Source organism: Vibrio sp. JZG120 (assembly GCF_053890955.1).
In genome coordinates, this window is the sequence record NZ_JBSRRK010000005.1 from 530,878 (window position 1) to 556,990 (window position 26,113).

Below are 26,113 nucleotides of genomic sequence, written 5' to 3' on the forward strand. Positions count from 1 at the left end.
TTCAGAGTGCTTTTATGATTTTGGGGGAATGATAAAGCTCATTTTAGTAAATTGATGTGGCTCGCACGTAATTTTTAGCGATGCATCACGCCCAAATTGATTAGTGAGACGTTTGTCGACAATTTCTAAACCTAGCCCGGAGTGGTTTTCTTTTGGCGGTTCAAAACTGCCTGCATTGTCTTCGACGGTAATCAAATGACCTTGTGGGTGTGCTTCGCTGTATATATGAACTTTACCACCTTCAAGCATGTTTGAAATGCCGTGTTTAATGGCATTCTCAACCAAAGGCTGGAGTGTAAAGCTTGGCAATTTGATGTCCAGCAATTCAGGTTGAATATCGATTTCAACCTCTAAGCGGTCCGTAAAACGAGCTTTTTCGATGCTCAAGTACGAGTTCACATGTGCAAGTTCTTCCTTTAGCGTCACGGTATTAATGTTCTGCTTTAAATTGCTGCGGAAGAAGTGCGATAAATTTTGGATTAGCTCGCGCGCTTTGTCAGGATCACGACGAGTAATCGCACTAATAGTATTGAGTGCATTAAACAAAAAGTGTGGATTCACCTGAGCGTGAAGCAGTTTGATTTCTGCTTGAGCGAGTAAGGCTTGTTGTTGTTGGTAATCGCCATACAGGATTTGGCTAGAGAGAAGCTGAGCTATCCCTTCCGCCATTGACATGTTGGCCGTGGAGAACAATTTACGCTTCGGTTCATACAGCTTTATGGTACCAATGACCTCTTTTCCCGCACGTAGTGGGATGATCAGCGCGGAGCCAAGTTTGCAGTCTTTTGCGATGGAACATTGGTATGGACGTTCTGCGCCATCAAGATAAATGATGTCGTTTTTCTCCATGGAGTCTAATGTGCTTTGCGATGAAATCGGCGTGTTCGGTTTATGGTGATCATCGCCAATGCCCACAAACGCTAAGATTTTTTCTTGGTCGGTAATCGCGACAGCGCCCACTTTTGTTTCTTCGTAAATAATACGTGCTATTTTCTCTGCGTTTTCGGTGTTGAAGCCGTTGCTTAGAATTCCCACTGAGCGATCAGCAATGGTGAGTGCTCGACGCGAAAACGTCGCAGAAAACTTTTCAAAGATCGCTTTTCTGTCTTGCAGGATACTCATGAACAACGCCGCACCAAATGAGTTTGCGATGATCATAGGTGCTGCAATGGCGGACACCAGTTCATAGGCTTGATCAAAAGGTTTAGCGACGGCGAGCAGCAAAATCATTTGCACCACTTCTGCAACAAACGTGACGCTGAATACGACGCTTGGATTAAACAGCAATGCGCCTTTATTTCGCTTGATAAGGTAAACGTGGAGCAAGCCACCAATTACACCCTCGGCGGTGGTTGAAATTGCGCAGGCGAGGTCAGTAAAGCCACCAAGAGAGTATCGATGGATGCCACCAGTAAATCCGACGGCGAAACCCACCACTGGGCCACCAAACAGCCCGCCCATGACCGCGCCGATCGCACGAGTATTGGCAATAGCGTCGTTGATATGCAGACCGAAATAGGTGCCGAGAATACAAAAGCCAGAGAAAAGTACGTAACAAATTAGGCGGTGGCTTAAGCGCGAAGAAATACTCAGCAAAGGTAAGATGATTGGCGTTTTACTTAGCATGTAAGCCAAAACTAAGTACACACACATCTGTTGTAAAAGGGAGATGACCAGTTCCATAGTGAACCTAACCTAGAATCAATGTTGTTATTGTATACCTAAGTAACCTTAAGATGCTTGGCTCAGAGAGATAAGAACAGCTAAGTAAATGATGCTGCGCTGTGCTTTCTGAATCTTAAAGTGACTTGGGTATAAAACAAAAAGAGCCTGCAATTGGCAGGCTCTTATCTTAGTCACTCGGATGTGACGAGTATTACGCTGTTTCTGATACGGCTTGTGGTTTCTCTTCGTCAGCCAGTTCAGTTTCACCTTTACCCTTAGAGGTTTTGATAACGTAACCAGTCACAGCTAGGGCAAACACAATACCGACGATAGTTGATAGTTGCATTGGCAGGCCAAAACCTAGCGAGCTGTTGTTTAAGATGAACGTGACACATACCGTGGTCATGAAGATAGCAGGGATAGTGGTAATCCAGTGCAGCTTGTTGTGACGTAGTAGGTAAGCGGACGCAGTCCAAAGCATCATTACTGCTGTTGTTTGGTTAGCAAAACCGAAGTAGCGCCAGATAATGCCGAAGTCTACTTGAGTTAAGATACCGCCGATAACGAACAGTGGAAGTGCCATCAGTAGTCGGTTACGTAACGTCTTTTGTTCCATGTTGAAGTATTCAGCAAGGATCAGACGGCTTGAACGGAACGCTGTATCGCCAGACGTAATTGGTAGGATAACCACACCTAAGAACGCAAGGATACCACCGAACACACCAAGCAGACCAAATGATGCGCTGTATACCACGTTACCAGGACCACCGTTTTTCACAGCTTCTGATAGTGCGTCTAGAGAGCCGAAGAAAGACAGAGCGATAGCACACCAGATTAGCGCGATAATACCTTCACCAATCATTGCTCCGTAGAAGACGAAACGACCGTTTTTCTCGTTTTCCATACAACGCGCCATCAGTGGAGACTGAGTCGCGTGGAAGCCAGAGATCGCGCCACATGCGATAGTGATGAACAGTGCTGGCCATAGTGGCATATCATTTGGGTTAAGGTTCGAGAACATGTCTGAAACTTGGAAGTCACCCATTACTGTGTGTTCGCTAGAAAACGCAACGGCTGTCATTAGACCAACAGACATAAAGATGAGTAGAGCGCCAAACAGTGGGTAGAAGCGGCCAATGATTTTATCGACAGGAACAATCGTCGCAATGATGTAGTAAGCGAAGATAGCGATAACCATAGTCGTCATGCTTACGCTCAAGCTTGTTTGATCATTGATGAGGTTAGTAATCATGCCTGCAGGAGCAGAAACGAACACTACGCCAACAAGAAGCAGTAGGACAATGGCAAAAATATTCATAAAGTGTTTTGCGCCATTACCTAGGTAGCGACCTGTGATAGTAGGTACAGATGCGCCGCCGTTACGCACTGAAAGCATGCCAGAGAAGTAATCGTGTACTGCGCCAGCAAAAATACAACCGACAACAATCCAAAGCATTGCCGCTGGACCGTATAGTGCACCCATGATTGGGCCGAAAATTGGACCAACACCAGCGATGTTAAGTAGCTGAACTAGATAAACTTTCTTTGTTGACATTGGAACGAAGTCAACACCGTCCGATTTGGTGTGAGCAGGCGTTTGGCGTTTTTCATTGATGCCGAAAATCTTCTCGACGAAAGCGCCGTAGATGAAGTATCCGCCGATTAGGGCTGCGACACAGGTTAGAAACCACATCATAGCAATTGTCCTTGGTCTTAGTTGGGTAGGGTAATTTTTTAATCTCAGGATGCATGTTATGCGTCACTAGTGTTAAATGCATTCGGTTAGTAGATGAGTGGTCGAATAGAGCACTGAGTGGTCGATATACTGCTTGAGCGGTTTTTAAAAATGGCGAACGGTTGATTGCAGTAGTGAGCGGCTGATTTGAGGCTTCAGTGGTTTAATCTGCAAGCTAAGCGGCAAACGCCAATAATTAGTGGTAAGCTTATTTTTGAAAACAATTACTTAAGGAAGAACCATGAAAAAGGCAACGTTAGGTTTGGCGCTGGCTTTACTTGCAGGATGCGCTGCAACGACGGAAGATCTTGCCAAGTCAGGAGATTGGCATCAGATCGGATATCAAGATGGTGTAGCCGGACATACATCACGCACGATGAGCGAGCTGCGTGAGTTGGGTAGTGTTAAGCAAAGTGACTACGACCAAGGTTATTTAGAGGGTCTACGTGAATACTGTAACCCTGCTTTTGCGTATCAAATGGGGTTATCTGGTCAGTATTATGAAGGGGTTTGTGAGGGTTCTGAGCAAGCACAAAAATTCCGTATGGAATGGCAGCGTGGCTGGAATGAGTACTCAAATTAATAGTCAATAAAGCCGCTGTGATACCGTCCGCGTAACATAATTGTGGCAAAATCTCTATTATTAAACTATGTTCATATTGCTTGATAGTGAGCACAGAAAAAAGGAATCACATTATGTCAACGCAAATGGCTGGTGGCTGGAGTCCATTTAATGAACTCAAAGCAGAGGATAAAGAAGTATTTGCTAAAGGTATCGAGGGGTTTGTCGGCGTCAAATACTCCCCTTTGGTTGTGGCTACTCAAGTCGTAGCCGGACAAAACTATGCGTTTTTCTGCAATGCAGAAGTTGTCTACCCTGGAGCACAACCATACCCAGCAATGGTTCATATGTTCAGCGACCTTGAAGGTAAAGTCGGTATTACTCACATTGAACGATTGAACTACTAAATTAAGCCATAAAAGGCGCCTGACTTTTAAATAAGTGAGGCGCTTTATTGATTAAGATTGATTCGCTTGATCGATCACGACTTTTCTTAAATATCCTTGTTTGGCTTTCAGTTGCTCAGTCGCGCTTTCTTTATCCAGCCCGGTTAAAATCATCAAAATCGCTAACTTGGCGTCGTAGTCCGTTTCTTTGAGCGCAGTTTTAGCCTCTTGGTTAGTACAATCTGTTGCTTGCATAACAATACGAGCCGCTCTTGCAACTAGCTTTGCATTCGTCGCTTTCACATCTACCATTAAGTTCTGATAACTTTTGCCTAGGCGAATCATGCTTGCGGTAGTGAGCATGTTCAGTACGAGCTTTTGCGCCGTCCCTGATTTTAAGCGAGTGGAGCCCGTTAACGCTTCAGGTCCAACAACGGGGCTGATCGCAATATCGGCAATATCGGAAATCGGAGAGTCAGGGTTACAAGATAGTGCTACAGTGGTGGCACCAAGTTCGTTCGCATACTCTAAGCCACCAATCACGTACGGTGTTCGTCCACTTGCCGCAATACCAACGACGACATCGCGTTGTGTTAGCGCATTCTCTTTAAGATCTTGCTCGCCTAGTGCAGGATCGTCCTCTGCCCCTTCTTTTGCACGGAACATTGCCTCTTTTCCACCCGCAATAATACCAACGACCATCTCAGGATCCGTGCCAAAAGTCGGCGGGCATTCTGAAGCGTCCAAAACGCCAAGTCGACCACTGGTACCCGCACCGATGTAAAACAACCGACCTCCGACCTTAAATGCTTCCGTGATCTTATCAACGGCTTCAGCGATCTCAGGCAACACTTTTTCAACGGCAAGAGGAACGAGTTTGTCCTGTTGGTTGATGCGTTGAACAATATCGAGAGAAGGCAGCAAGTCGATGTCCATGGTGTCTGGATTTCGCCCTTCAGATACCAGATGGGATAAAGCTGCGATAAGTGCATCGTTCGTCATAATGAATTAAGCCTTTTTGTTTAGGATCTATTGCCCTTAATTTTTTGAATAGAGTACACCCAGTGAAGCGAGACGACTTGCCCCCGTAACTTCCGGTAAGTTGCTAGGGAGGCCGTGAATATAGCGCTGCGCAAGCCAAGCAAATGCCATGGCTTCCATGTAGTCACCATCAACGCCTTTTTCTGCCGTTGTCGCAACGTGCCATTGTGGCAATAACTTAGTCAATCGCTGCATTAAAAGTGGGTTTCTTGCTCCACCGCCACAGACCAATAGTTGAGGCGTGATGCCATGAGAAAACTTGTCGACTTCGTTGGCAATGGTAATCGCAGAGTATTCGCAGAGTGTACGCTGTACGTCTTCGGTTGGTAAATTGTTATGAGCCAGTTGCTGATGCAGCCAGTCAATATTGAACAGTTCTCGCCCGGTACTTTTAGGTGCTGGCATGGCGAGGTAAGCTTCTTTAAGTAATTGAGTCAACAAAGTAGCGTTTACCGTTCCTTTCAGTGCAAATTGTGCATCTTTGTCGAAGCTTTGCCCAGTGTGCAGCGCACACCACGCGTCCATCAACATGTTGCCCGGGCCTGTGTCATAGCCAATGATTGGTTGCTCGGGATGCAGTACAGAGATGTTGGCAATGCCTCCAATGTTAAGCACCACAGTTGTGGAGTCCTGCATCGCAAAAATGCTTTTATGGAAAGCAGGGACGAGTGGGGCACCTTGACCACCTAGCGCCATATCTTTACGTCGAAAATCTGCAACCGTATCAATCCCTGTTTTCACTGCGATGATGTTGGCATCACCCAACTGAGTGGTAAAGGGTAACTCTCCAGTAGGTTGGTGGAATACCGTTTGACCGTGATTACCAATCGCACGAATTTGTTCCGCGACGTAGCCAGACTTATTGAGCAGCTGTAAAACGGCGTCAGCGAAGAGGTGGCCAAGTTGGTGATCCAATTCACCTATGGCTTTTAAATTTGTGGCTTGACCGGTACAAACAGATAACAGCATTTCTTTCAGTGCCGTGGGCATTGGGTAATCGTCGTGCGCAACCAGACGAACGTGCTCATCACTTATTTCAACCAGAGCGGTATCAACGCCGTCCATACTCGTTCCAGACATCACACCAATGTACAGTTCGTTAAATTTCATAGCCGATCTCGTCAATTCTTCATTCACTTATTGTAAAGCAAATCTGAAGCGAATAACCTCATCGAATACGAGATATTCAGCCGATTTTGAGGAGAAAACATGGGACCGTTATGGGTTGACGTCGCGGGTTATGAACTGACCGCTGAAGACAAAGAAATTCTGGAACATCCTACGGTTGGTGGCTTAATTCTATTTGCTCGCAACTATCATGATAGTGAACAGCTTCAAGCACTTACTCAATCAATCCGCAAGGCAGCCAAGCGCCCGATTTTGATCGGTGTGGATCAAGAAGGGGGGCGAGTACAACGCTTCCGTGAAGGTTTCTCGTTGATCCCTGCAGCCGAAGAATACGCCAAACATCAAAATGGTGAAGAGTTAGCACGTATGGGTGGTTGGCTAATGGCAGCGGAGTTGATAGCACACGACATTGATTTAAGCTTTGCACCAGTGCTCGATAAAGGTCATCAATGTAAAGCGATCGGTAACCGAGCATTTGGCGAAGATGCCGATACCATTCTTCTATTTAGCACCGCTTACATGCAGGGTATGAAGAGCGTTGGAATGGCAACAACAGGCAAACACTTCCCGGGTCACGGTGGTGTGATTGCAGACTCACATCTAGAAACACCATACGACGAGCGCAGTGATATTTTTGAACAAGATATGGCGATCTTCAAAGCGCAAATTGATGCCGGTATTTTAGATGCCATGATGCCTGCTCACGTGATTTTTCCGAACTACGACTCTCAGCCAGCGAGTGGTTCAGAATACTGGTTGAAACAAGTTTTGCGACAGCAACTCGGTTTTAAAGGCTTGGTTTTCTCCGATGATCTGACGATGGAAGGCGCTGCAATCATGGGTAGTCCTGCCGAGCGTGGGGCTCAAGCCTTGAAAGCCGGTTGCGATATGCTATTGATGTGTAATAAGCGTGAAGCACACATTGAGGTGTTGGATAACTTGCCAGTATCAACAGTGCCACTGGCGGATGCGTTACTGAAAAAACAGTCGTTTTCTCTAAGCGATCTCAAGTTATCTCAAGAGTGGAAAGCGGCGAGTGAAGCGATGAAACGCTTGACCAGCTAAACCTCTTGTAAAAGATTCAAAACACCGATTAGAAGCCAAAGTTAATTATACTTTGGCTTTTTATTTGGTGTAAATAATAATTTACACCAAATGTTTTTTATTATGTACGCTTGTTTTTCTTTTTTAGCCTGTTATCTTGTCGTTAAAGCTTAGTTGTCTCACCAAGGATTTGGTTGGGTGTAAAAATAAATATACAGGTTAGAGTTATGCAGAAAAGTGAGTTGAGCAATATTAATATTAGCGAAGAGCAGGTTCTTATTACCCCAGAGGAGCTAAAAACCAAGCTTCCTTTGAGTGAAAAAGCGCGCCGCTTTATTCAAGAGTCTCGCCAAACTATCGCTAATATTATTCATAAAAAGGATCATCGCCTGCTGGTTGTATGTGGTCCATGTTCTATCCACGACGTGGAAGCGGCGAAGGATTACGCAAAACGTCTTAAAGCGCTCTCTGAACAACTAAGTGACCAACTGTATATTGTTATGCGTGTTTACTTTGAAAAACCACGCACCACGGTCGGCTGGAAAGGGCTGATTAACGATCCGCACCTCGATGGCAGCTTCGATATTGAACATGGTCTGCATGTTGGACGCGAACTGCTAGTGGAATTGGCAGAGATGGAAATCCCGCTCGCGACTGAAGCTCTGGACCCAATTAGCCCACAATACTTGGCGGATACTTTTAGTTGGGCTGCGATCGGCGCACGTACTACGGAGTCACAAACTCACCGTGAAATGGCAAGTGGCCTGTCTATGCCAATCGGTTTTAAAAATGGCACGGATGGCAGTTTGGCAACCGCAATCAATGCGATGCAAGCTGCGTCTTCTAGCCACCGTTTTATGGGAATTAACCGTGAGGGACAAGTAGCGCTATTGACCACTCAGGGTAATGCTAATGGGCATGTGATCTTACGTGGCGGCAAGCAAACTAACTACGACTCAGTGTCAGTTACTGAGTGTGAGCAAGAAATGGCGAAATCTGGCCTTGATGCATCATTAATGGTGGATTGTAGTCACGCCAACTCACGTAAAGATTACCGTCGCCAGCCATTAGTCGCAGAAGATGTTATTCACCAAATCCGTGAAGGTAATAAGTCCATTATCGGCCTTATGATTGAAAGCCATATCAATGAAGGAAATCAATCTTCTGACTTAGCTCTCGAAGAAATGAAATACGGTGTATCTATCACTGACGCATGTATCAATTGGGATTCAACTGAGGCACTATTACGTCATGCACATGAAGAGCTAGTGCCTTTCTTAGAAAATCGTCTAAAGGCTAATTAATACAGGATTTAAGGAACATCAATGGCAGTTGAACTTAACGCATTGCGCGATCAGATTGATGCAGTCGACAAGCAAATGTTGGAGCTATTAGCTCAGCGTTTGGCGCTCGTAGAGAAAGTTGGGGAAGTAAAAAGCGAACATGGTTTGCCTATTTATGCCCCTGATCGTGAAGCGGCGATGCTGGCTTCTCGCCGAGCAGAAGCTGAGAAAATGGGAATTCCTCCACAGCTTATTGAAGATATTCTGCGTCGTACCATGCGTGAGTCTTATGCCAGTGAAAAAGACTCCGGTTTTAAGTGTTTGAACCCTGAATTACGCTCAGTGGTCATTATTGGTGGTAATGGCCAGTTAGGCGGCCTGTTTGGGCGTATGTTTAAGTTATCTGGTTATCAAGTCAAAGTGCTTGGTAGCAAAGACTGGGATCGTGCGGATGACATCCTAAAAGATGCGGGCTTGGTGGTGGTTACTGTGCCAATTCACCTAACAGAAGGTGTGATTGAAAAGCTAGGTAATCTGCCACAAGACTGTATTCTGTGTGACCTGACTTCTATAAAATCTAAGCCACTGCAAGCAATGTTGAATGTGCACCAAGGACCGGTGGTTGGTTTACACCCAATGTTTGGCCCAGATGTGCCGAGCCTTGCCAAGCAGGTGATTGTGTACTGTGATGGGCGTGGAAATGATCAATACCAATGGTTGCTGCAACAGTTTGGTATTTGGGGCGCGAGCTTGTGCCAGATTGATGCGCAAGAGCACGATCATGGCATGACGTTAATCCAAGCGCTGCGTCACTTCACCTCATTTGCTTACGGCATGCATCTAAGCAAAGAGAACCCGAACATTGAGCAACTGTTAAAGTTGAGCTCACCGATCTACCGCCTGGAGTTGGCGATGGTAGGGCGTCTGTTTGGTCAGGATCCAAACCTCTACGGTGACATTATTCTCTCATCGCAAGAAAACATCGACATGATTAAGCGATTCCACCAACGCTTCGGCGAAGCACTTGCGATTTTGGATAGCAAAGATAAAGCCAAATTTGTCGAAAGCTTTGAGCAGGTGAGTGAGTGGTTTGGTGATTATTCACAACAATTTATGAATGAGAGCCAAAACTTACTCAAACAGGCGAATGATAATATTCATCGCGGTTAATCGCTGGTTATCTATCCGTGTGGAGCCCGAAACGAAAAGAGCAGCTTACGCTGCTCTTTTTTGTGTCGAGAGATAAATCAGTTAGTCGCGGTATTGCTGGTATCTTCACTTGATACTGTATTGATACTGGTGTCGCGATAGGGGGAGTTGGTTAAATTGACTTGCAGACGCACGACATTATCAATCAATTGAACTAAAGGGCCCCATTTCACTTTTTTCTCTTTTTCAAATACATAATTGAAGTTTTCAGGTGTCCACTCCATCAAGTATTGAGGGTTGAGTGCTCGCCCGAGAAAGCGCACCTCGTAATGCAGGTGCGGGCCAGTGGAATTACCTGAACTACCACATTGAGCAATCACATCGCCTTTACTGACAAATTGGCCGCTTTTCACTTTAAAGCGTTGTAAGTGAGCAAAGGAGCTCATAAAGCCAAATGAGTGACGAATAGTGACATAGTTGCCATAGCCACGATTACTCGGGCGAACGGTTTCCACCACTCCGTCTGCAGGTGCGAGGATTTCTTCTCCTCGTTTACAGGTAAGATCGATACCAGTATGAACGTGTCGTTTACCTGAAATAGGATTAATGCGACTGCCATAGGAAGAAGAAATACGTTGGTATGTCACTGGGCTATCATTTGGAATCAAACGAAACATGGTTGCTCGAACCGCGGAATCGATAGCTGCTGCATCAATTCGCTCTTCTAACGCCATGTTGTTTTCATCGATCATCAGCTCTTCGTCAGCGAGACCTAGAACCGATTCAACGTCGAATACCCGTTTTCCTAATAGCTGAATTTGATTGTTTTTATCGGTCAATGACTGAGAAAGCGAGTGGTTGGTATCAAGCTGTTCTTCATAAAGAGCGGTGATTTCGGCCTTTTCACTTTCTAGTTTGGCGATGATTTGTGTTAGTTCGTCTTTATTGTGCATCTGCTGTTGATTGAGATACCACGCGCCACCAACGACGGCGGGTAATGCCAATACCGAAGCAAATACTGCTAGGACCGAACTGCGGCCCAAATAGAACTGCTGATCGCCGTCTTTCGTCGGGATCTGCATGATGATTTTTTTAGACATAGTTATTGTTACTTAAATAGGCGTTCATTTATTTTTCTCCTAAATCAGAGAGATGTTCTAACTCTCGGTTCAGAAGGTCGTTATTGCCTACATTCAATTCTATAAATCGTTTTAGTTGGCTAATGCTCTCGATGTCTATCTTGATGATCTTTAACCTAATCTCACACTTAGAAACATCCACAATTTGCGCTTTTAACGTAATCACTTGTTCGGATTGATCAAATGAAAAAGTCACATGGACTGGAAGGGCTGGATCCAAAGCCTCAGTCTCTTCCACTTTCATGAGTAAACCATGTAAGGAAAGATCTTGAATCCTAGCTTCAATTGCCAAGTCACGTTGTTCTACCTTCGCTGGCGCTTGATGGAGAATGCGTGAAAAGCGTCGTCTCTCTGCCATGTGCATTTTCTCGTCATGTCTTCAAACAGAATTGAATAGTATATCAATGCGAACAAAAAATGTTCGATTTCTGTTTGAAAAGTGTCGAGGTCGCTACAGAGTGACGTAAGTGCAATGTCATGTTCTTAACGAACGAGACGGGCTAATGAGCTCTTTTTTATAACAAAGAAAACAAAGGCCGCTATGATAGCGGCCTTTGTACAAATTACAATCAAACTTTACGGGTTGCTATTACTTCGCAATACGCTTGTATTTGATGCGGTGTGGTTCTGCGGCTTCAGGGCCCAACGTTTTCTTCAACCAGTCCATGTACTCGGTGTAGTTACCTTCGTAGAAGTTAACTTGGCCTTCGTCACGGTAGTCAATGATGTGGGTCGCGATACGGTCAAGGAACCAACGGTCGTGCGAGATAACCATTGCACAACCAGGGAACTCTAGTAGTGCTTCTTCTAGAGCACGCAGTGTTTCCACGTCAAGGTCGTTGGTCGGTTCGTCGAGTAGTAACACGTTACCGCCCGCTTTAAGCAGTTTCGCAAGGTGGACACGGTTACGCTCACCACCTGATAGCTCACCAATGATTTTTTGTTGGTCGCTGCCTTTAAAGTTAAAGCGTGAACAGTACGCGCGAGCAGGGATTTCGAAGTTGTTGATCTTAATAATATCAGCGCCTTCAGAAATCTCTTGGAATACGGTTTTAGAATCGTCCATGCTGTCACGGAACTGATCGACCGATGCAAGTTTCACAGTATCGCCCATTTCAATTGTGCCTGAATCTGGTTGTTCAGTACCACTTAACATCTTGAATAGGGTCGATTTACCTGCGCCGTTCGCACCGATGATACCAACAATCGCACCTTTAGGGATGCTGAATGATAGGTCATCAATTAGAACACGGCCGTCAAATGACTTCGTTAGGTTCTTCACTTCAATAACTTTATCACCTAGGCGCTCACCTGGCGGGATAAACAGTTCATTGGTTTCGTTACGTTTTTGGTGATCAGAGCTTTGCAGTTCTTCAAAGCGTGCCATACGTGCTTTTGATTTCGCTTGACGACCTTTAGGGTTTTTACGTACCCACTCAAGTTCTTTCTCGATGGTTTTTTGACGAGCACTTTCTTGAGACGCTTCTTGTTGTAGACGAGCGTCTTTTTGCTCCAACCATGAGGTGTAGTTACCTTCCCATGGGATACCTTCACCACGGTCAAGCTCTAAGATCCAACCCGCGGCGTTATCTAGGAAGTAACGGTCGTGGGTGATAGCGACTACAGTACCTGTGTAATCCACTAAGAAGCGCTCTAGCCAAGCAACAGATTCTGCATCTAGGTGGTTGGTAGGCTCATCAAGCAGCAGCATGTCTGGCTTAGAAAGTAGCAGGCGACAAATAGCGACACGGCGGCGTTCACCACCTGATAGGTGCGCAATTTTTTGGTCCCATTCAGGTAAACGAAGTGCGTTTGCTGCTCGCTCAAGTGCGTTTTCTAGGTTGTGACCATCTTTCGCTTGGATCAGAGCTTCAAGTTCGCCTTGCTCTTTTGCAAGTGCGTCGAAGTCTGCATCTGGTTCTGCGTAAGCCGCATAGACCGCATCCAAACGTTTCAGTGCGTCAGCAACGTCAGCAACTGCTTCTTCAACAACTTCACGAACGGTTTTTGATTCGTCTAATACTGGCTCCTGGGGTAGGTAGCCTACGTTTAGACCAGGTTGTGGACGTGCTTCACCGTCGATATCCGTGTCGATACCTGCCATGATACGTAGCAGTGTGGATTTACCTGCACCGTTCAGACCTAAAACACCGATTTTCGCACCAGGGAAGAAGCTCAGAGAGATGTCTTTAAGAATTTGACGCTTAGGTGGCACAATCTTGCTCACCCGCGACATGGTATATACGTATTCAGCCATTGCCGATCGTTCCTAAATTAACTGTCATTCAAACCCATCATTTTATACCAAGTGCTTTGTTTTTGTTACCGCATTGCAAGAATTTCCCTTTCGAATGGATTTCTTATTTTGAGCTGACCGGAAACTTACACGGTTAGGGTATACACTTTTGTTATTCGTTATAAATGACGAAGTGCTTTCTGCACAAGTTAGGAACTCCTTGTCTCCATCGTCTTAAAAGTTTCACGAGTACAATTTTTAATACACTAAGTTGCTTTACATGGACATCTGCATTCTGTGTAAATAGATGCATGTGTGAAAATTGCCTTAACATCACATGAACGCTAACAAAACGAGGCTTTGGGGCAGTATATGTCTGGGGAAAATGACACAAATGAGATTCAACGTATCTGAATTGGCTAAAAACGTATGCTGTGCAGCCGCGCTGTGTGCGATGAGTTTGAGTGCTAATGCCGCGCTGAGCTTGGAAAAGCAGCGTGAAGTTTATGAGCAAGCTCAAGATTTATTAGATAAAAATGACATCGACGGATACCTTTCGATCCGTCCTAAAATTTCTGACTATCCACTGACGCCTTATGTGGACTACCGAACATTTATTAGACAGTTACCGGAAAAGTCGCCACAGCAGGTGAACGAATTTATTTCGGAGTACGAGTCGTTTCCTTTTTCTCGTCGTGTGCGCGCTCCATACCTCAACCATCTTTATAAGCAAAAAGATTGGAAAACCATTACTGAGTTTCAAAAAGTCATTCCAAGTGGCGAGCGTTACCAATGTATTTTCTACGTGGCTCAGTTAGAGCAAGGTAAGAAAGTCGCCGCGTTTAAAGGGGCTGAGCATATGTGGTTGCGTGGCAGAAGTATTGCCGATGAGTGCGATCCATTATTCGCAGCATGGGACAAGGCCGGTGAACGTACTGATGAATTAATTCTCCAGCGTATGCTACTGGCGTTTGATGCACGTAATGGCAGTTTGATGAGTTACTTACTTAAATTGCCTAAATCCTCGCAGGCAAGGCAACAAGCGAAAGAAATGAAGGCGTTGTTTGATAACCCTTCAAGCGTTGCGGAGTTCGCGAAGAAAAAACCGGCTAATGATTTTAATCGAGCGCAAAGCGAATATGCGTTGGAAAAGCTAGCTCGCATGAATACCAGTCAAGCGCAGAGTGCGTATGATGCCGTCATTAAAGGGCAGAAGTTTTCTCCAGAAAAGGCGCAAGTCCTGGCTGACTATATCGCATTTCGATTGACCCGTACTGAGTCTGAGTCACTAGCTAAGTGGCGCGATGATAAAACGAAAACCAGCCAGTACTTACCGCTCATTGAAACTCGCATTCGCTTAGCGATTCAGAACGCGGATTGGAAGGGCGTACAAGAGTGGATTGCCGTTCTCAATAAAGAAGAGCAAGCGTCGCTTCGCTGGCAATACTGGCTTGGACGAAGTGAAATTGCGTTAGGTGATGACATCGCAGGGAAACAGCGTTTAGCGACTTTGGTCGGGCAGCGAAACTTTTATAGTGTGGCAGCCGCTAATGCGATTGGACAATCAATCAAATACCCTACGCATACGGTTAAGTTTGATAAGCGAGTGGTTCAACCCTATCAAGACTCGTTAGTTCGTATTGAAGAGTTGATCGCGACGGACAAAATTGCAGCAGCGAAAAGTGAATGGGCACATTTATTGCGCCGCGTAGGGAAAGATGAAAAGGCGATGTTGGCGGCTTATGCGTCTTCTAAGCGTTGGCATAACCTAACGGTGACCGCGAGTATTCAAGCGCAGATGTGGGATAATATCGAACTGAGGTTCCCGATTGCGCATCGCTGGTGGTTTAACTTTTATGCAAAAAAACACAACATAGATCCCGTGACGATGATGTCCCTGGCTCGACAGGAAAGTGCGTTGGATGTCGAAGCCCGTTCTCCAGTTGGTGCTCGTGGTCTTATGCAGATCATGCCCGCTACAGCAAAGTACACAGCACGTAAATATAAGTTGAGTTATCAAGGTACGCAGGACCTCTACAATGTAGGTAAAAATATCGAAATTGGTAGCCATTATTTGCAAGGCTTATTAGAGGATTACGATAATAATCGTATTTTTGCTCTTGCTGCTTATAATGCAGGTCCTAACAGAGTAAAAACGTGGCGAGAGCGTACCCAAGGAAAAGTGGATGCTTATGCCTTTATTGAGGCAATTCCATTTAGAGAGACACGCGGTTATGTACAAAACATCCTGATGTTTGAAACATATTACCGTGATCTTTTGGGTATCGATGGCGCGTTCTTGAATCAACATGAGATCAATACCAAGTATTGAGTGAGGTAACTTGATGTCGCACGAACCCGAGTACAAAGACTGGCAACAGATTATTGAGCTAATTCGAACTAGCATGGAGAGTGAGCAAGATGACATGCTGTTAACCATGCTGATGTCACGTGATGAGAGAGAATCATTAATATCACGCGTTAATATTATTAACGAGCTTCTTAAAGGAGAATTATCTCAACGTCAGATCAGCCAGATGCTTGGCGTGGGTATTGCCACTATTACTCGTGGTTCTAACGAGTTAAAGTCTAAATCTGATGAAGAGAAAGACAAACTCAAGGTTTTGTTAGAGCAAGTTGCGGTATCTAAGTAGTCAGTGATTCCAATTCGCTTTTAGGTATTGGTATCACAAGTGGTTAAGATAACGTGTTAAAAAGGGCGGAAATATCCGCCCTTTTTCGTACCTAGCGAATAGGATGAGCGTTATAAATTTGAAGGGAAGTGCTCAGAGTTTGTGAATGGAATTAGAGCCAGAATCAAGGCTTGATGGTAAACCGAACTTCGAGTCAGCTGGTTTTGGGTGAGCAGGCTGATGGCACCACCTTTCTGTTTGATGTTCTCGGTACCAAACACCTCATCCATGACATCTCCCAGCTCATTCGCATGCTCGAGTTTGTCCAATACTTTAGGCGGCAGCATTAAGCTCGCAGAGCGAGATTCACCACGGTGAGTATTCGATTCAATCACCATCCACGCAAACGTCACGTTTGTTTCAATTCCCGCTTCAAGTCCGACATAGTAATCCGCGTTTGGCATCTCTACTTTTGCGTTTTTAACGCGGTTTAGTGCACCGCGATGAGTTTCTTCATCAGTCATAGGTTGATCTGCGACCTCACTAGGTACACTGACGCCAACGAAGTTGAACTCTTGGTGCGGAAATGCACTGTTAAATGCACTGTTAAATGCACTGTTAAATGCACTTTGAACGGCATTAATTTTAGCTGGGTTTAGCGATGCGATTACGACTTTTTGGGTTGCCATGATCTTTTTACTCACTGGTGTCTATTAACTCAATTTCACTTGGGTAGGCTTTACGTTCTCACTAGGGTAACAGCCTAATACTTTCAAGTGTTTAGTGATTTTTGTTAGCTCTTCTAGTGCCTGTTGCATTTCTGTCGAAGCAAGATGAGATTCCAAGTCTACGTAGAACATCTCTTCCCATGGGTTCCCCATAATTGGACGTGATTCTAGCTTGGTCATATTGATGCCGTAACGTTGCAGCACTAATAGTGTTTCAACCAATGAGCCAGCCTCTTGGGAGGTCGACATGATCAAGGTAGTTTTTGCTGGAATCTGAGTTGAAACCTCAACTGGTTTGCGAGCAACCACGATAAAACGAGTATGGTTCTCAGTTTGGTTTGCGATGTTGCCTTGAATTGCTTGCAAGCCGTATAGCTTACCGCTTGATGCATTACCAATTGCAGCAACATCATCACGATCCATCTCTTGGACTTTTTGCATTGCATCTGCTGTGCTGGCGCAAGACTCCAGTTTTACACCTTTCATACGGCTTAAAAACTCACTGCACTGTTGGTGTGGCTGAGGATGTGAATACAGCGTTTTAATGTTTTCCAGACGAATGTCTTTTTTCGCAACCAAGCAGTGCTCGATTGGTTGAGTTAGCTCTCCAACGATGTACAGCGTCGTGTGTTGTAGTAGGTCGTACACTTCATTAATAGAGCCTGAACTGGTGTTTTCGATAGGCAGAACGCCATAATCAGCATGGCCCGATTCTACTATTTGAGTCACTTCTTTGAAGTGTTCGCAGTTGAGCTCGATAAGTTCTGTATTTTTACGGCTGAAGTATTCGCGGCTTGCCAAGTGCGAGTAAGAGCCTTTGGCTCCTAAGAAAGCGACGCGAGCAAGTGGCTTACGACTTTGTTGCGGGTTAACGAGGTTTTGCAGGTAACTTTGCTGAAGAAGCACAGAGTCTTCAATGATGGTATGGAAAAGTTTAGTGATGTACTGCGCGTCGAGTTCGTATTTATCTCGGCCATTAGAAATCAGCTTAACTAATAGTTGTTGTTCTCGAACGGCATCACGAACGGGTTTTGAGGTTTGTACTTTACTTTTGGCTACTTCAATGCTGAGTTTACGGCGCTCAGACAATAAGCTGAGAAGTTGGTCATCCAGCTCATTCAAGCGCAAACGAATTTCTTCGAGGGAAATAGGTTGGTCAGTCATCAATTCTTTCCTTATAAAAAAGCCTCCCGATTTGGGAGGCTTTCTGTTTGTTTTTGACTTTTCTTTCACAAACGAGTTCGCCCCTCCGACTATGGGAGGAAAAAGAAGTCAAAAATAAACAGTGAGGTTAAATGCATAAATAGTGCTTAATTTATGAGTGTTTAAACACAATAAGCAAGGCAGGGGAGAGCGTCAAGCAAAAAAATAGCGCCTTTCGGCGCTATTTCCTCAATCTGGTCAGTTTACTCTTCTTCTTCCACTAGCTCAGGCTTATTTGCACGGCGAGCTTCAGGTTTGTGGGTCAGCTTGTTCAATTGTCGTTCTAGTTTTTGCTCCACTTCGTTGATAGCTGCGTAAAGATCTTCGTGAGTTGCTGAGGCAATGAGCTGGCCTTTAGGAACTTTAATAACCGCTTCGAATTTCTTCTGTTTGTTTGGTTCCTCACTGAAAGTTGCTTGGCAACCAATTAGGTCTACTTGCCATTTCTCCAGTTTTTTAAACTTGCTCTCAATATGAGCTCGGATTGCAGAGGTGATTTCGATGTTTTTGCCAGTGATATTCATTGTCATAAGTGTTTTTCCTCTGTTGCATCCCTCATGGGTTGAGTTCAGATTACCGCTTTAAGTATAAAAAAATGTGACTCAGATCATTATTTTGTTCGGGTTTTTTATGATGAAAAATGAATGTGATCTCACTCAAGATCTGCTGAGATTTATCGTGAAATTGCTTGTTATCGGTTAGTAAATCCGTAGATTGGATAGAGTACTCAGCTGAAAACGTCTTCGTTTTTAGGGAAGTTTTACGGCCTAATATTAGAGGTGGTTAAAATTTAACTATACGTAAAGTGTGATGATAGTCACTGAGTCTCTCAGACGAATTTATTTACAAAGCCGCTTATTGTACAAGCGGCTTTTTTGTGTCTGGCGTTTGACTGACTTTTCGTAGCGGTATCATGAAGAAGGGATCCTTTGGTGCCAGTGATACCCGCTCTAGACTTTTGACCTGGTCCAAACTTTCTAGCTGTTTGTATATAACGTAATAGCGATTAATGCTTGTGACGTACCCAACCGTTGAGCTTAAACTTTTCCGCATAACGACTTCCACGTTATTGAACCAAATATTAGGATCGTAGCCTTGCTGGGCTGCACGTTTACGAATTCGTTCTACATTCCCGGGGCCAGCATTGTAAGCCGCTAAGGTAAAGTAGAGTTTATTTTCCGCCGTAATAGCAGGATCACTGAAGTACTGTTTACGCAAAAATGCTAAATACTTCACGCCAGCATGAATATTGTTTTCTAGCTGCCGAACGTTTTTGATATTGATATTAGGGTCTCGAGCCGTGCTGGGTAGAACTTGCATTATGCCGACTGCACCTCTACTTCCAACGAGGTCGTTATTAAAGCCGGACTCTTTATAAGCGACGGCTGCGATCAGTAGATAGTCGATATCGTACTTCTCGCCATAGCGTGAAAACAACGTAGCAAGCTTTTCTAGTTGAGCAATTTTCTTGGGGTTAAGGGCTTTGTTTAGCCAATCTGTGTTATCGATGTATTTTCCGTAAATGACGTTACCGAGCAGTGTCCCAGAACGAGATTTCTGAATAAACTTGTTCACGACGGCTTTCAAACTTGGGCTGTTTTCCCGCATTGCCCAAGCGATTTTACCATTTTCACGAATAGGGATTTCTGGGTGAGCTCGAATATCATCCATCACTTTAAGCCAAAGTTTGGCTTTATGACTATCGAGAACAATGGCTTTGACGTAGCCGTTATTGAGCATCCCAACCAGTTCGTAGTCTTGCAGTGTTTCTTCAATAAAATGTACGACAACGGGTGACAAGCCTTTTTTATTTAGCTTCTTATTTAGTGCTTGAATACTCTCAAAGTAGCTAGAACTGGCACGTACCCAAACCTCTTTGCCGCTCAGTTGCTCAATGTTAGTCATGGCTGGTGTGCTTTTGTTCGTGACTATCCACTCGTCAATACCAGTAAGAATGGGTGAACTAAAATCGACTTTCTGTTTACGTGTGTTGGTAATGGTCAGATTGGCGACGACTAGATCACCGGAGCCATTTTCTAAGGCTGGCAGAAGTTGGTCACGGGCTAGAGGAATAATTTGTACGTTAAGTTTCGGTTTGAGCTTACGAAGGTCTTTTTCGAAATGCGCCAGGAGTTCTGCACCTATTCCTTTTGGTGTACCGCCTTCAATGTAATAGAAGCCTAGATCGGCAGAAACGAGGACACGTAAAACATTCTTCTCTTTAATAACATCGAGATCCCCAGTGTAAGGAGGTTGCTTGAGTGGTGATATTTGCAGTGCGCAAACGGAAGCAGACAATAAGAGCAGCATAACTGCGCATAGCTTAGGTATCGTCACGTTCACATCCTTTTATAAAGGGGAGGGGAACTTTAAGCATATGTAGAGCCCCGTAGATCATCAAGCAAGGGCAGAAGACGCTATTGTGGGTAATAAAAACCGCCACGGTAAAAACGGTGGCGGTTTAGTTTGAAGCAGTTCAGTTACTTCACAGGGTTTAGCTCGATAAGCTTTTCAGTTCTTGCTACGGCGTCTTCCAAACCGAGTTGCTTGTAGGCCTCTAGCTGGATAGTCAGTGACTTACGTGCCGCTTCGGTGTCTGGGAAAGCTTTTTGTAGCTCTTGACTGCGATTAATTGCAGCTACCCAGGCTTCACGGCGGAGATAGAAGTCAGCCGTCGCTAAATCATAGTTCGCTAGGCGGTTTTTCAGCGCTACCATTCGTTTTTGTGAATCTTCTGCGTATGGACTGTTCGGGTAGCGTTGAAGAAGTTTTTTGAAGTCATCAAACGCTTTTTTTACTGGCTCAGGATCGCGATCGCTTCGATCTACGCTGAACAGATCATGCATAAAGTTACGATCTTGCGCCATATGGCTTAGGCCGCGCATGTACAGTACCCAGTCCATTTTTTCATGGGTTGGGTTTAAACGCATAAAGCGAGAAATGGTTGCCAAGCCCAAAGCAAGGTCGTCGTTTTTGTAGTACGCATAGATTAGGTCAAGCTGCACCTGTTCTGAGTAGGCACCGAATGGGTAACGTGAGTCTAATGCTTCCAGTTTCTCAATTGCAGAAAGCCAATTACCACTTTGAAGAGAAATCTGTGCGTCTGCATACAGTTCCGAAGGCGGCACATCAGGAACGATTTCTTCTTTGCTTGCACATCCAAACAGAAGGGATACCGCTAAAAGGCCTGTTAAAGTCTGACGTTTCATATCAGGAGTCTGTTCCTTGAATCTAAATATTTCTTAAGCTGCCGTTACTTTCTTTCCAGTAACAGATACAATGGCGTAATAGTCTATTTTTTCACAGTCGTGAGCATTAGTCTCACAGTTTTTAAAAAAGTTCGATATGGCTCAGCAGATTGTATTAACAAATACCGTAAAAGATAGCCAGTTAGGTCAACGTTTAGACCAAGCTATCGCCGAATTATTCGCGGACTTCTCTCGCTCGCGCCTGAAAGAGTGGCTGCTTGATGGGAAAGTTCAAGTTAATGGTGAAGTTGTCACCAAACCTCGCACCAAAGTAATGGGTGGCGAGGAAATTACATTGCAAGCCGAGTTAGAAGATGAAGAACGCTGGGAAGCGCAAGATATCCCGTTAGATATCGTTTTTGAAGATGACGATATTATCGTTATCAATAAGCCTCGTGACTTTGTGGTTCACCCAGGTGCCGGTACGCCAGATGGTACGGTGCTTAATGCGTTGTTGCATCATTACCCTGATATCGCAGAAGTACCTCGTGCAGGTATTGTGCACCGTCTGGATAAAGACACAACGGGTCTGATGGTGGTGGCGAAAACCGTTCCTGCACAAACTCGTCTGGTTCGCGCACTGCAAAAACGTAATATTACTCGAGAGTACGAAGCGATCGCTATTGGTCGTATGACAGCGGGCGGTAAAGTGGACCAACCTATTGGTCGTCATTCTACCAAGCGCACGCTTATGGCGGTAGCACCAATGGGTAAACCAGCGGTAACGCACTACCGTGTCGCTGAACGTTTCCGCGAACACACACGTATCCGTCTGCGTCTTGAAACGGGTCGTACGCACCAGATCCGTGTGCACATGTCTTACCTTCAGCATCCGCTGCTCGGTGATATTGCATATGGTGGACGTGCTCGCATCCCGACAGGTGCTTCTGAAGAGCTAACTGCAATGATCCGTGGCTTCGATCGCCAAGCATTGCACGCCGTAATGCTACGCTTTGAACATCCAATTACGGGAGAAGTACTTGAGTTCCATGCCCCTGTGCCTGATGACATGGTGGCGATGACTGAAGCGCTTCGTCAAGATACGGAAGAGCACGGTTTACCGGAAGAGTTCTAAGATGAAGACAATCATTCCGAATTGGCGTGCGCCTAAAAATGTCAAAGCTTTTGCCTCAACACGCATAGGCGGTTTTTCGACAGGCCCTTATCAAGGGCTAAATTTAGGTACTCACGTTGGGGATGATTTGTCTTTAGTAGAGAAGAACCGAGCTTGGTTGGCGCAGCAGGCGAACATGCCCAATGCGCCAATCTGGTTAAACCAAACGCATTCGACCGTTGTGGCTCAAGCAAATGAACCAACAACACAAGTGCTTGATGCGGACGGTGTATTTACTTCTTCAAGCCATGTTGTTTGTTCAGCGATGACCGCCGATTGTCTACCTGTATTATTGACTAATACACAAGGCACGCAGGTCGCTGCCGTTCATGCAGGGTGGCGCGGCTTAGCAAATGGTATTGTCGAAAATGCATTAGCGTTGTTTTCAGGTGAAGTGATAGCGTGGCTTGGGCCTGCTATTGGGCCTGAAGCTTTTGAAGTCGGTGAAGATGTTCTGCAAGCTTTTGTTGATGTCGATTCTCTGGCACATCAAGCTTTTATGCCACGAGGGGCTAAAGGTAAATGGTTGGCTGATATGTCAAAGCTGGCAACGCAACGTCTAAATCGAGCTGGTGTGACACAAGTGTTTGACTCTGGACTTTGTACTTACCAAGATAAAGCCTCTTTTTATTCGTATCGCCGTGATGGTAAAACTGGTCGGCAAGCCACCTTTATTTGGATTGAAGATTAGTTATAAGCACTAAAGTGCCAAGATGCATAGTGCTATTTTTGCAAAGCTATCTTTATTCATTCACTCCCTTGAAATTCCTCCTCTGAGTATCCATCTTTCTAACTGTCAAAAGAATTTCCTTTAGTTGAGGTTAGGAAGGTAGATATGCGTCTTGATCGATTCACAAGTAAGTTTCAAATCGCTATCTCTGATGCTCAATCACTAGCGTTAGGGCGCGATCATCAATATATCGAGCCAGTTCACCTAATGGTGGCTTTGCTTGACCAAAATGGCAGTCCAATTCGTCCATTGCTTACTATGCTGGATGTGGACGTAACGCATTTACGCTCTAAATTGAGTGAAATGCTAGATCGATTACCAAAAGTCAGTGGCATCGGTGGAGATGTACAGCTCTCTAGTTCGATGGGCACGTTGTTTAACCTGTGTGACAAAGTGGCGCAAAAGCGTCAAGACTCCTATATCTCGTCTGAAATCTTCCTGCTTGCTGCTTTAGAAGATCGCGGACCATTGGGGCAATTACTCAAAGAGATCGGTTTAACAGAGCAAAAAGTTAGCCAAGCAATCGAAAAGATCAGAGGTGGTCAAAAAGTTAATGACCCGAATGCAGAAGAGCTTCGCCAGGCATTGGAAAAGTTCACCATTGACCTTACCGAGCGAGCAGAGCAGGGCAAACTGGATCCGGTTATCGGCCGTGATGATGAAATTCGCCGTACCATCCAAGTATTGCAGCGCCGTACTAAAAACAACCCTGTGATCATCGGTGAACCTGGCGTAGGTAAGACCGCAATTGTTGAAGGCTTAGCTCTGCGCATTGTCAACAATGAAGTGCCAGAAGGTTTACGTGGTCGCCGCGTGCTGTCATTAGATATGGGCGCACTGGTTGCTGGTGCTAAGTACCGTGGTGAATTTGAAGAGCGCTTGAAGTCGGTATTGAATGAACTCGCTAAAGAAGAAGGTAATGTCATTCTATTTATCGACGAGCTCCATACTATGGTTGGTGCGGGTAAAGGTGAAGGCTCAATGGATGCGGGGAACATGCTCAAACCTGCATTAGCCCGTGGTGAACTGCACTGTGTTGGCGCAACAACACTGGATGAATATCGTCAGTACATCGAAAAAGATGCGGCGTTAGAACGTCGTTTCCAAAAAGTGCTGGTGGATGAGCCGACCGTTGAGGATACCGTGGCGATTTTACGTGGCTTGAAGGAGCGTTATGAGCTTCATCATCACGTTGAAATTACTGACCCAGCGATTGTTGCAGCGGCGAGTTTGTCACATCGTTATGTTTCTGACCGTCAACTGCCAGATAAAGCGATCGACTTAATCGACGAAGCGGCTTCAAGCATTCGTTTACAAATTGACTCTAAGCCAGAGTCATTAGATAAGCTTGAACGTAAAATCATCCAACTTAAGATTGAGCAACAGGCGCTTAGTAACGAGCACGACGAAGCGAGTGAAAAGCGTTTGAAAGCGCTTAATGAAGAACTCAATGAAAAAGAACGTGAGTACGCTGAACTAGAAGAGGTTTGGAATACAGAAAAAGCCGCACTTTCTGGCACTCAACATATTAAGTCTGAGCTTGAACAAGCTCGTATGGACATGGAGTTTGCTCGCCGAGCTGGTGATTTAAACCGCATGTCGGAACTTCAATATGGTCGTATTCCTGAACTTGAGAAGCAGTTAGATCTTGCAACCCAAGCGGAAATGCAGGAAATGACACTATTGCGTAATAAAGTAACCGACAACGAGATTGCAGAAGTACTTTCTAAGCAAACTGGCATCCCAGTATCCAAGATGCTAGAAGCGGAAAAAGAGAAACTACTTCGTATGGAAGACGTACTGCATAATCGTGTGGTAGGGCAAAGCGAAGCGGTCTCTGTTGTATCGAATGCCATTCGTCGTAGTCGAGCTGGGCTTTCTGATCCAAACCGACCAATTGGCTCCTTCTTATTCTTAGGTCCAACTGGTGTAGGTAAAACAGAGCTTTGTAAGACACTTGCGAGCTTTATGTTCGACAGCGAAGATGCGATGGTCCGTATCGACATGTCTGAGTTCATGGAGAAACACTCAGTGGCAAGATTGGTTGGTGCGCCTCCAGGCTATGTCGGATATGAAGAGGGTGGTTACTTAACGGAAGCGGTTCGTCGCAAGCCGTATTCGGTAATTTTGTTAGATGAAGTAGAGAAAGCGCATCCGGATGTATTTAACATTCTGCTGCAAGTTCTCGATGATGGGCGTTTAACGGATGGTCAAGGTCGTACTGTTGACTTCCGTAATACGGTTGTGATCATGACATCGAACTTGGGTTCATCTCGTATCCAAGAGAATTTCGCAACATTAGACTATCAAGGTATCAAGAGTGAAGTAATGGATGTGGTTAGCAAACACTTCCGTCCTGAGTTCTTGAACCGTGTTGACGAAATCGTGGTGTTCCATCCACTTGGTCAAGAGCACATCAAGTCCATCGCTTCTATTCAATTAGAACGTTTGGCGAAACGACTAGAAGAAAAAGGATATCAACTAGAGGTTTCTGACAAAGCACTCGATTTGATCGCTCAAGTTGGTTTCGACCCTGTATATGGTGCGCGTCCTTTAAAACGCGCAATTCAACAGAATGTCGAGAACCCATTAGCCAAATCGATTCTTTCTGGTGAAATTGTTCCAGACAAGAAAGTGCAGCTAATCGTTACTAATGACCAAATTCGTGCCCATCAGTAATTGCACGGATACAATAAGAAATGAGATAAAAATCACATTCAAGGGGCCGTTTGGCCCCTTTTCTATAATGTTTTAGAGCCTCTTGCCTGTTTTCTGTACGAATGAACTAAAAAGGTGAGTTTTTTTTAAAAATGCACTTGTGTTCCTTAATGAACGCCCTATAATGCGCCTCCGTTGTCAAGGGAAAGCAAGTTAAGCGACGTCTAGACAACAAGGCCAGTGAGTTAAGAATTAACTCGCAGATAAATAACTTAAAAAAGTGTTTGACACGATAAGTTATCTAGCTAAAATGGCCGTCCACTTTGAAGAGAAGTTCAAAGTGTGCTCTTTAAAAATATAGACCTATCAATCTGTGTGGGCACTCGTTGATGATAATCCAATTAGAAGCTTCGGCTTCAAATTAGGTTTCA

The 26,113-nt window shown here is 44.9% G+C and carries 22 protein-coding genes and 1 other annotated feature; of the genes, 10 read left to right on the forward strand and 12 right to left on the reverse strand.

Features of this window, described 5'->3' with window-relative positions; translation table 11 throughout:
• Positions 1–12: 12 nt before the first annotated feature.
• Positions 13–1,683: a sensor histidine kinase gene (locus ACWPOD_RS13950; RefSeq protein ID WP_046873944.1), complete on the reverse strand. Its 1,671-nt coding sequence runs from the start codon at positions 1,681–1,683 to the stop codon at positions 13–15.
• 193 nt (positions 1,684–1,876) lie between these two features.
• On the reverse strand, positions 1,877–3,361 hold the full coding sequence (locus tag ACWPOD_RS13955) for a carbon starvation CstA family protein (RefSeq protein WP_301576806.1): 1,485 nt from the start codon (positions 3,359–3,361) through the stop codon (positions 1,877–1,879).
• Between the two features lie 280 nt (positions 3,362–3,641).
• Here ACWPOD_RS13955 and ACWPOD_RS13960 point away from each other — a divergent pair, with 280 nt between their 5' ends.
• A complete protein-coding gene (locus tag ACWPOD_RS13960) occupies positions 3,642–3,983 on the forward strand; it encodes a DUF2799 domain-containing protein (protein WP_104974473.1) in 342 nt (113 codons plus the stop codon).
• Positions 3,984–4,096: 113 nt separating this feature from the next.
• A complete protein-coding gene (locus ACWPOD_RS13965) occupies positions 4,097–4,369 on the forward strand; it encodes a hypothetical protein (RefSeq protein ID WP_012842127.1) in 273 nt (90 codons plus the stop codon).
• A 51-nt stretch (positions 4,370–4,420) separates the two neighbouring features.
• On the opposite strand, the gene murQ is transcribed toward ACWPOD_RS13965, so the two are convergent.
• Together murQ and ACWPOD_RS13975 are read right to left on the reverse strand one after the other, a co-directional pair.
• Positions 4,421–5,350 carry an N-acetylmuramic acid 6-phosphate etherase gene (murQ, locus tag ACWPOD_RS13970; protein WP_167426873.1) on the reverse strand — a complete coding sequence of 310 codons (930 nt, stop codon included), beginning with the start codon at positions 5,348–5,350 and terminating at the stop codon, positions 4,421–4,423.
• 36 nt (positions 5,351–5,386) lie between these two features.
• Positions 5,387–6,499 (reverse strand): anhydro-N-acetylmuramic acid kinase, encoded by a 1,113-nt coding sequence (locus ACWPOD_RS13975; RefSeq protein WP_167426872.1) that lies wholly within the window; start codon positions 6,497–6,499, stop codon positions 5,387–5,389.
• Between the two features lie 99 nt (positions 6,500–6,598).
• Here ACWPOD_RS13975 and nagZ point away from each other — a divergent pair, with 99 nt between their 5' ends.
• From nagZ to tyrA, 3 genes are all read left to right on the forward strand, one after another.
• Positions 6,599–7,582 (forward strand): beta-N-acetylhexosaminidase, encoded by a 984-nt coding sequence (nagZ, locus tag ACWPOD_RS13980; protein WP_167426871.1) that lies wholly within the window; start codon positions 6,599–6,601, stop codon positions 7,580–7,582.
• A gap of 206 nt (positions 7,583–7,788) precedes the next feature.
• The gene (locus tag ACWPOD_RS13985) at positions 7,789–8,865 is read left to right on the forward strand and encodes a 3-deoxy-7-phosphoheptulonate synthase (protein WP_005397501.1); all 1,077 of its coding nucleotides are present in this window, start codon (positions 7,789–7,791) and stop codon (positions 8,863–8,865) included.
• A 21-nt stretch (positions 8,866–8,886) separates the two neighbouring features.
• On the forward strand, positions 8,887–10,014 hold the full coding sequence (gene tyrA / locus ACWPOD_RS13990; protein WP_006743113.1) for a bifunctional chorismate mutase/prephenate dehydrogenase: 1,128 nt from the start codon (positions 8,887–8,889) through the stop codon (positions 10,012–10,014).
• Positions 10,015–10,091: 77 nt separating this feature from the next.
• On the opposite strand, the gene ACWPOD_RS13995 is transcribed toward tyrA, so the two are convergent.
• The 3 genes from ACWPOD_RS13995 to ettA form a co-directional block, all read right to left on the reverse strand.
• Positions 10,092–11,093 (reverse strand): M23 family metallopeptidase, encoded by a 1,002-nt coding sequence (locus ACWPOD_RS13995; protein ID WP_104969090.1) that lies wholly within the window; start codon positions 11,091–11,093, stop codon positions 10,092–10,094.
• A gap of 28 nt (positions 11,094–11,121) precedes the next feature.
• Positions 11,122–11,490, reverse strand: a complete 369-nt coding sequence (locus tag ACWPOD_RS14000; protein WP_046874174.1) for a PilZ domain-containing protein — start codon at positions 11,488–11,490, stop codon at positions 11,122–11,124.
• Between the two features lie 231 nt (positions 11,491–11,721).
• A complete protein-coding gene (gene ettA / locus ACWPOD_RS14005) occupies positions 11,722–13,389 on the reverse strand; it encodes an energy-dependent translational throttle protein EttA (protein WP_005381894.1) in 1,668 nt (555 codons plus the stop codon).
• Between the two features lie 373 nt (positions 13,390–13,762).
• Here ettA and sltY point away from each other — a divergent pair, with 373 nt between their 5' ends.
• Together sltY and trpR are read left to right on the forward strand one after the other, a co-directional pair.
• Complete coding sequence (gene sltY / locus ACWPOD_RS14010) at positions 13,763–15,700, forward strand: murein transglycosylase (protein WP_456231953.1); 1,938 nt, start codon at positions 13,763–13,765, stop codon at positions 15,698–15,700.
• 13 nt (positions 15,701–15,713) lie between these two features.
• Complete coding sequence (trpR, locus tag ACWPOD_RS14015) at positions 15,714–16,022, forward strand: trp operon repressor (RefSeq protein ID WP_257887299.1); 309 nt, start codon at positions 15,714–15,716, stop codon at positions 16,020–16,022.
• A 110-nt stretch (positions 16,023–16,132) separates the two neighbouring features.
• Here the strand turns inward: trpR and yjjX are convergent, their stop codons facing one another.
• The 5 genes from yjjX to bamD form a co-directional block, all read right to left on the reverse strand.
• On the reverse strand, positions 16,133–16,690 hold the full coding sequence (gene yjjX, locus ACWPOD_RS14020) for an inosine/xanthosine triphosphatase (protein ID WP_456231954.1): 558 nt from the start codon (positions 16,688–16,690) through the stop codon (positions 16,133–16,135).
• A 24-nt stretch (positions 16,691–16,714) separates the two neighbouring features.
• Positions 16,715–17,893 (reverse strand): prephenate dehydratase, encoded by a 1,179-nt coding sequence (gene pheA / locus ACWPOD_RS14025; RefSeq protein ID WP_104974466.1) that lies wholly within the window; start codon positions 17,891–17,893, stop codon positions 16,715–16,717.
• Between the two features lie 12 nt (positions 17,894–17,905).
• Positions 17,906–18,027 (reverse strand) — a sequence feature (Phe leader region).
• A gap of 108 nt (positions 18,028–18,135) precedes the next feature.
• Complete coding sequence (hpf, locus tag ACWPOD_RS14030; protein WP_005397484.1) at positions 18,136–18,462, reverse strand: ribosome hibernation-promoting factor, HPF/YfiA family; 327 nt, start codon at positions 18,460–18,462, stop codon at positions 18,136–18,138.
• Positions 18,463–18,787: 325 nt separating this feature from the next.
• Complete coding sequence (locus tag ACWPOD_RS14035) at positions 18,788–20,242, reverse strand: MltF family protein (RefSeq protein WP_167427112.1); 1,455 nt, start codon at positions 20,240–20,242, stop codon at positions 18,788–18,790.
• 170 nt (positions 20,243–20,412) lie between these two features.
• Positions 20,413–21,141, reverse strand: a complete 729-nt coding sequence (bamD, locus tag ACWPOD_RS14040; RefSeq protein ID WP_006743118.1) for an outer membrane protein assembly factor BamD — start codon at positions 21,139–21,141, stop codon at positions 20,413–20,415.
• A gap of 136 nt (positions 21,142–21,277) precedes the next feature.
• Here bamD and rluD point away from each other — a divergent pair, with 136 nt between their 5' ends.
• From rluD to clpB, 3 genes are all read left to right on the forward strand, one after another.
• The gene (rluD, locus tag ACWPOD_RS14045) at positions 21,278–22,255 is read left to right on the forward strand and encodes a 23S rRNA pseudouridine(1911/1915/1917) synthase RluD (protein ID WP_005385913.1); all 978 of its coding nucleotides are present in this window, start codon (positions 21,278–21,280) and stop codon (positions 22,253–22,255) included.
• Position 22,256: 1 nt separating this feature from the next.
• Positions 22,257–22,985, forward strand: coding sequence for a peptidoglycan editing factor PgeF (pgeF, locus tag ACWPOD_RS14050; protein ID WP_167426869.1), 729 nt, complete (start codon positions 22,257–22,259; stop codon positions 22,983–22,985).
• A gap of 144 nt (positions 22,986–23,129) precedes the next feature.
• Positions 23,130–25,703: an ATP-dependent chaperone ClpB gene (gene clpB / locus ACWPOD_RS14055; protein WP_167426868.1), complete on the forward strand. Its 2,574-nt coding sequence runs from the start codon at positions 23,130–23,132 to the stop codon at positions 25,701–25,703.
• The last annotated feature ends 410 nt before the right edge of the window (positions 25,704–26,113 follow it).

Excerpts from the sequence above, each read along its gene's own strand:
- hpf (WP_005397484.1), bottom strand. The coding sequence starts at position 18,462 with ATGACAATGAATATCACTGGCAAAAACATCGAAATCACCTCTGCAATC.
- murQ (WP_167426873.1), bottom strand. The coding sequence starts at position 5,350 with ATGACGAACGATGCACTTATCGCAGCTTTATCCCATCTGGTATCTGAA.
- pgeF (WP_167426869.1), top strand. The coding sequence starts at position 22,257 with ATGAAGACAATCATTCCGAATTGGCGTGCGCCTAAAAATGTCAAAGCT.
- ACWPOD_RS13960 (WP_104974473.1), top strand. The coding sequence starts at position 3,642 with ATGAAAAAGGCAACGTTAGGTTTGGCGCTGGCTTTACTTGCAGGATGC.
- ACWPOD_RS13975 (WP_167426872.1), bottom strand. The coding sequence starts at position 6,499 with ATGAAATTTAACGAACTGTACATTGGTGTGATGTCTGGAACGAGTATG.
- ACWPOD_RS14035 (WP_167427112.1), bottom strand. The coding sequence starts at position 20,242 with ATGCTGCTCTTATTGTCTGCTTCCGTTTGCGCACTGCAAATATCACCA.
- trpR (WP_257887299.1), top strand. The coding sequence starts at position 15,714 with ATGTCGCACGAACCCGAGTACAAAGACTGGCAACAGATTATTGAGCTA.
- ACWPOD_RS13985 (WP_005397501.1), top strand. The coding sequence starts at position 7,789 with ATGCAGAAAAGTGAGTTGAGCAATATTAATATTAGCGAAGAGCAGGTT.
- pheA (WP_104974466.1), bottom strand. The coding sequence starts at position 17,893 with ATGACTGACCAACCTATTTCCCTCGAAGAAATTCGTTTGCGCTTGAAT.
- nagZ (WP_167426871.1), top strand. The coding sequence starts at position 6,599 with ATGGGACCGTTATGGGTTGACGTCGCGGGTTATGAACTGACCGCTGAA.
- yjjX (WP_456231954.1), bottom strand. The coding sequence starts at position 16,690 with ATGGCAACCCAAAAAGTCGTAATCGCATCGCTAAACCCAGCTAAAATT.
- bamD (WP_006743118.1), bottom strand. The coding sequence starts at position 21,141 with ATGAAACGTCAGACTTTAACAGGCCTTTTAGCGGTATCCCTTCTGTTT.
- ACWPOD_RS13965 (WP_012842127.1), top strand. The coding sequence starts at position 4,097 with ATGTCAACGCAAATGGCTGGTGGCTGGAGTCCATTTAATGAACTCAAA.
- ACWPOD_RS14000 (WP_046874174.1), bottom strand. The coding sequence starts at position 11,490 with ATGGCAGAGAGACGACGCTTTTCACGCATTCTCCATCAAGCGCCAGCG.
- sltY (WP_456231953.1), top strand. The coding sequence starts at position 13,763 with ATGAGATTCAACGTATCTGAATTGGCTAAAAACGTATGCTGTGCAGCC.
- rluD (WP_005385913.1), top strand. The coding sequence starts at position 21,278 with ATGGCTCAGCAGATTGTATTAACAAATACCGTAAAAGATAGCCAGTTA.
- clpB (WP_167426868.1), top strand. The coding sequence starts at position 23,130 with ATGCGTCTTGATCGATTCACAAGTAAGTTTCAAATCGCTATCTCTGAT.
- ACWPOD_RS13950 (WP_046873944.1), bottom strand. The coding sequence starts at position 1,683 with ATGGAACTGGTCATCTCCCTTTTACAACAGATGTGTGTGTACTTAGTT.
- tyrA (WP_006743113.1), top strand. The coding sequence starts at position 8,887 with ATGGCAGTTGAACTTAACGCATTGCGCGATCAGATTGATGCAGTCGAC.
- ettA (WP_005381894.1), bottom strand. The coding sequence starts at position 13,389 with ATGGCTGAATACGTATATACCATGTCGCGGGTGAGCAAGATTGTGCCA.
- ACWPOD_RS13995 (WP_104969090.1), bottom strand. The coding sequence starts at position 11,093 with ATGTCTAAAAAAATCATCATGCAGATCCCGACGAAAGACGGCGATCAG.
- ACWPOD_RS13955 (WP_301576806.1), bottom strand. The coding sequence starts at position 3,361 with ATGATGTGGTTTCTAACCTGTGTCGCAGCCCTAATCGGCGGATACTTC.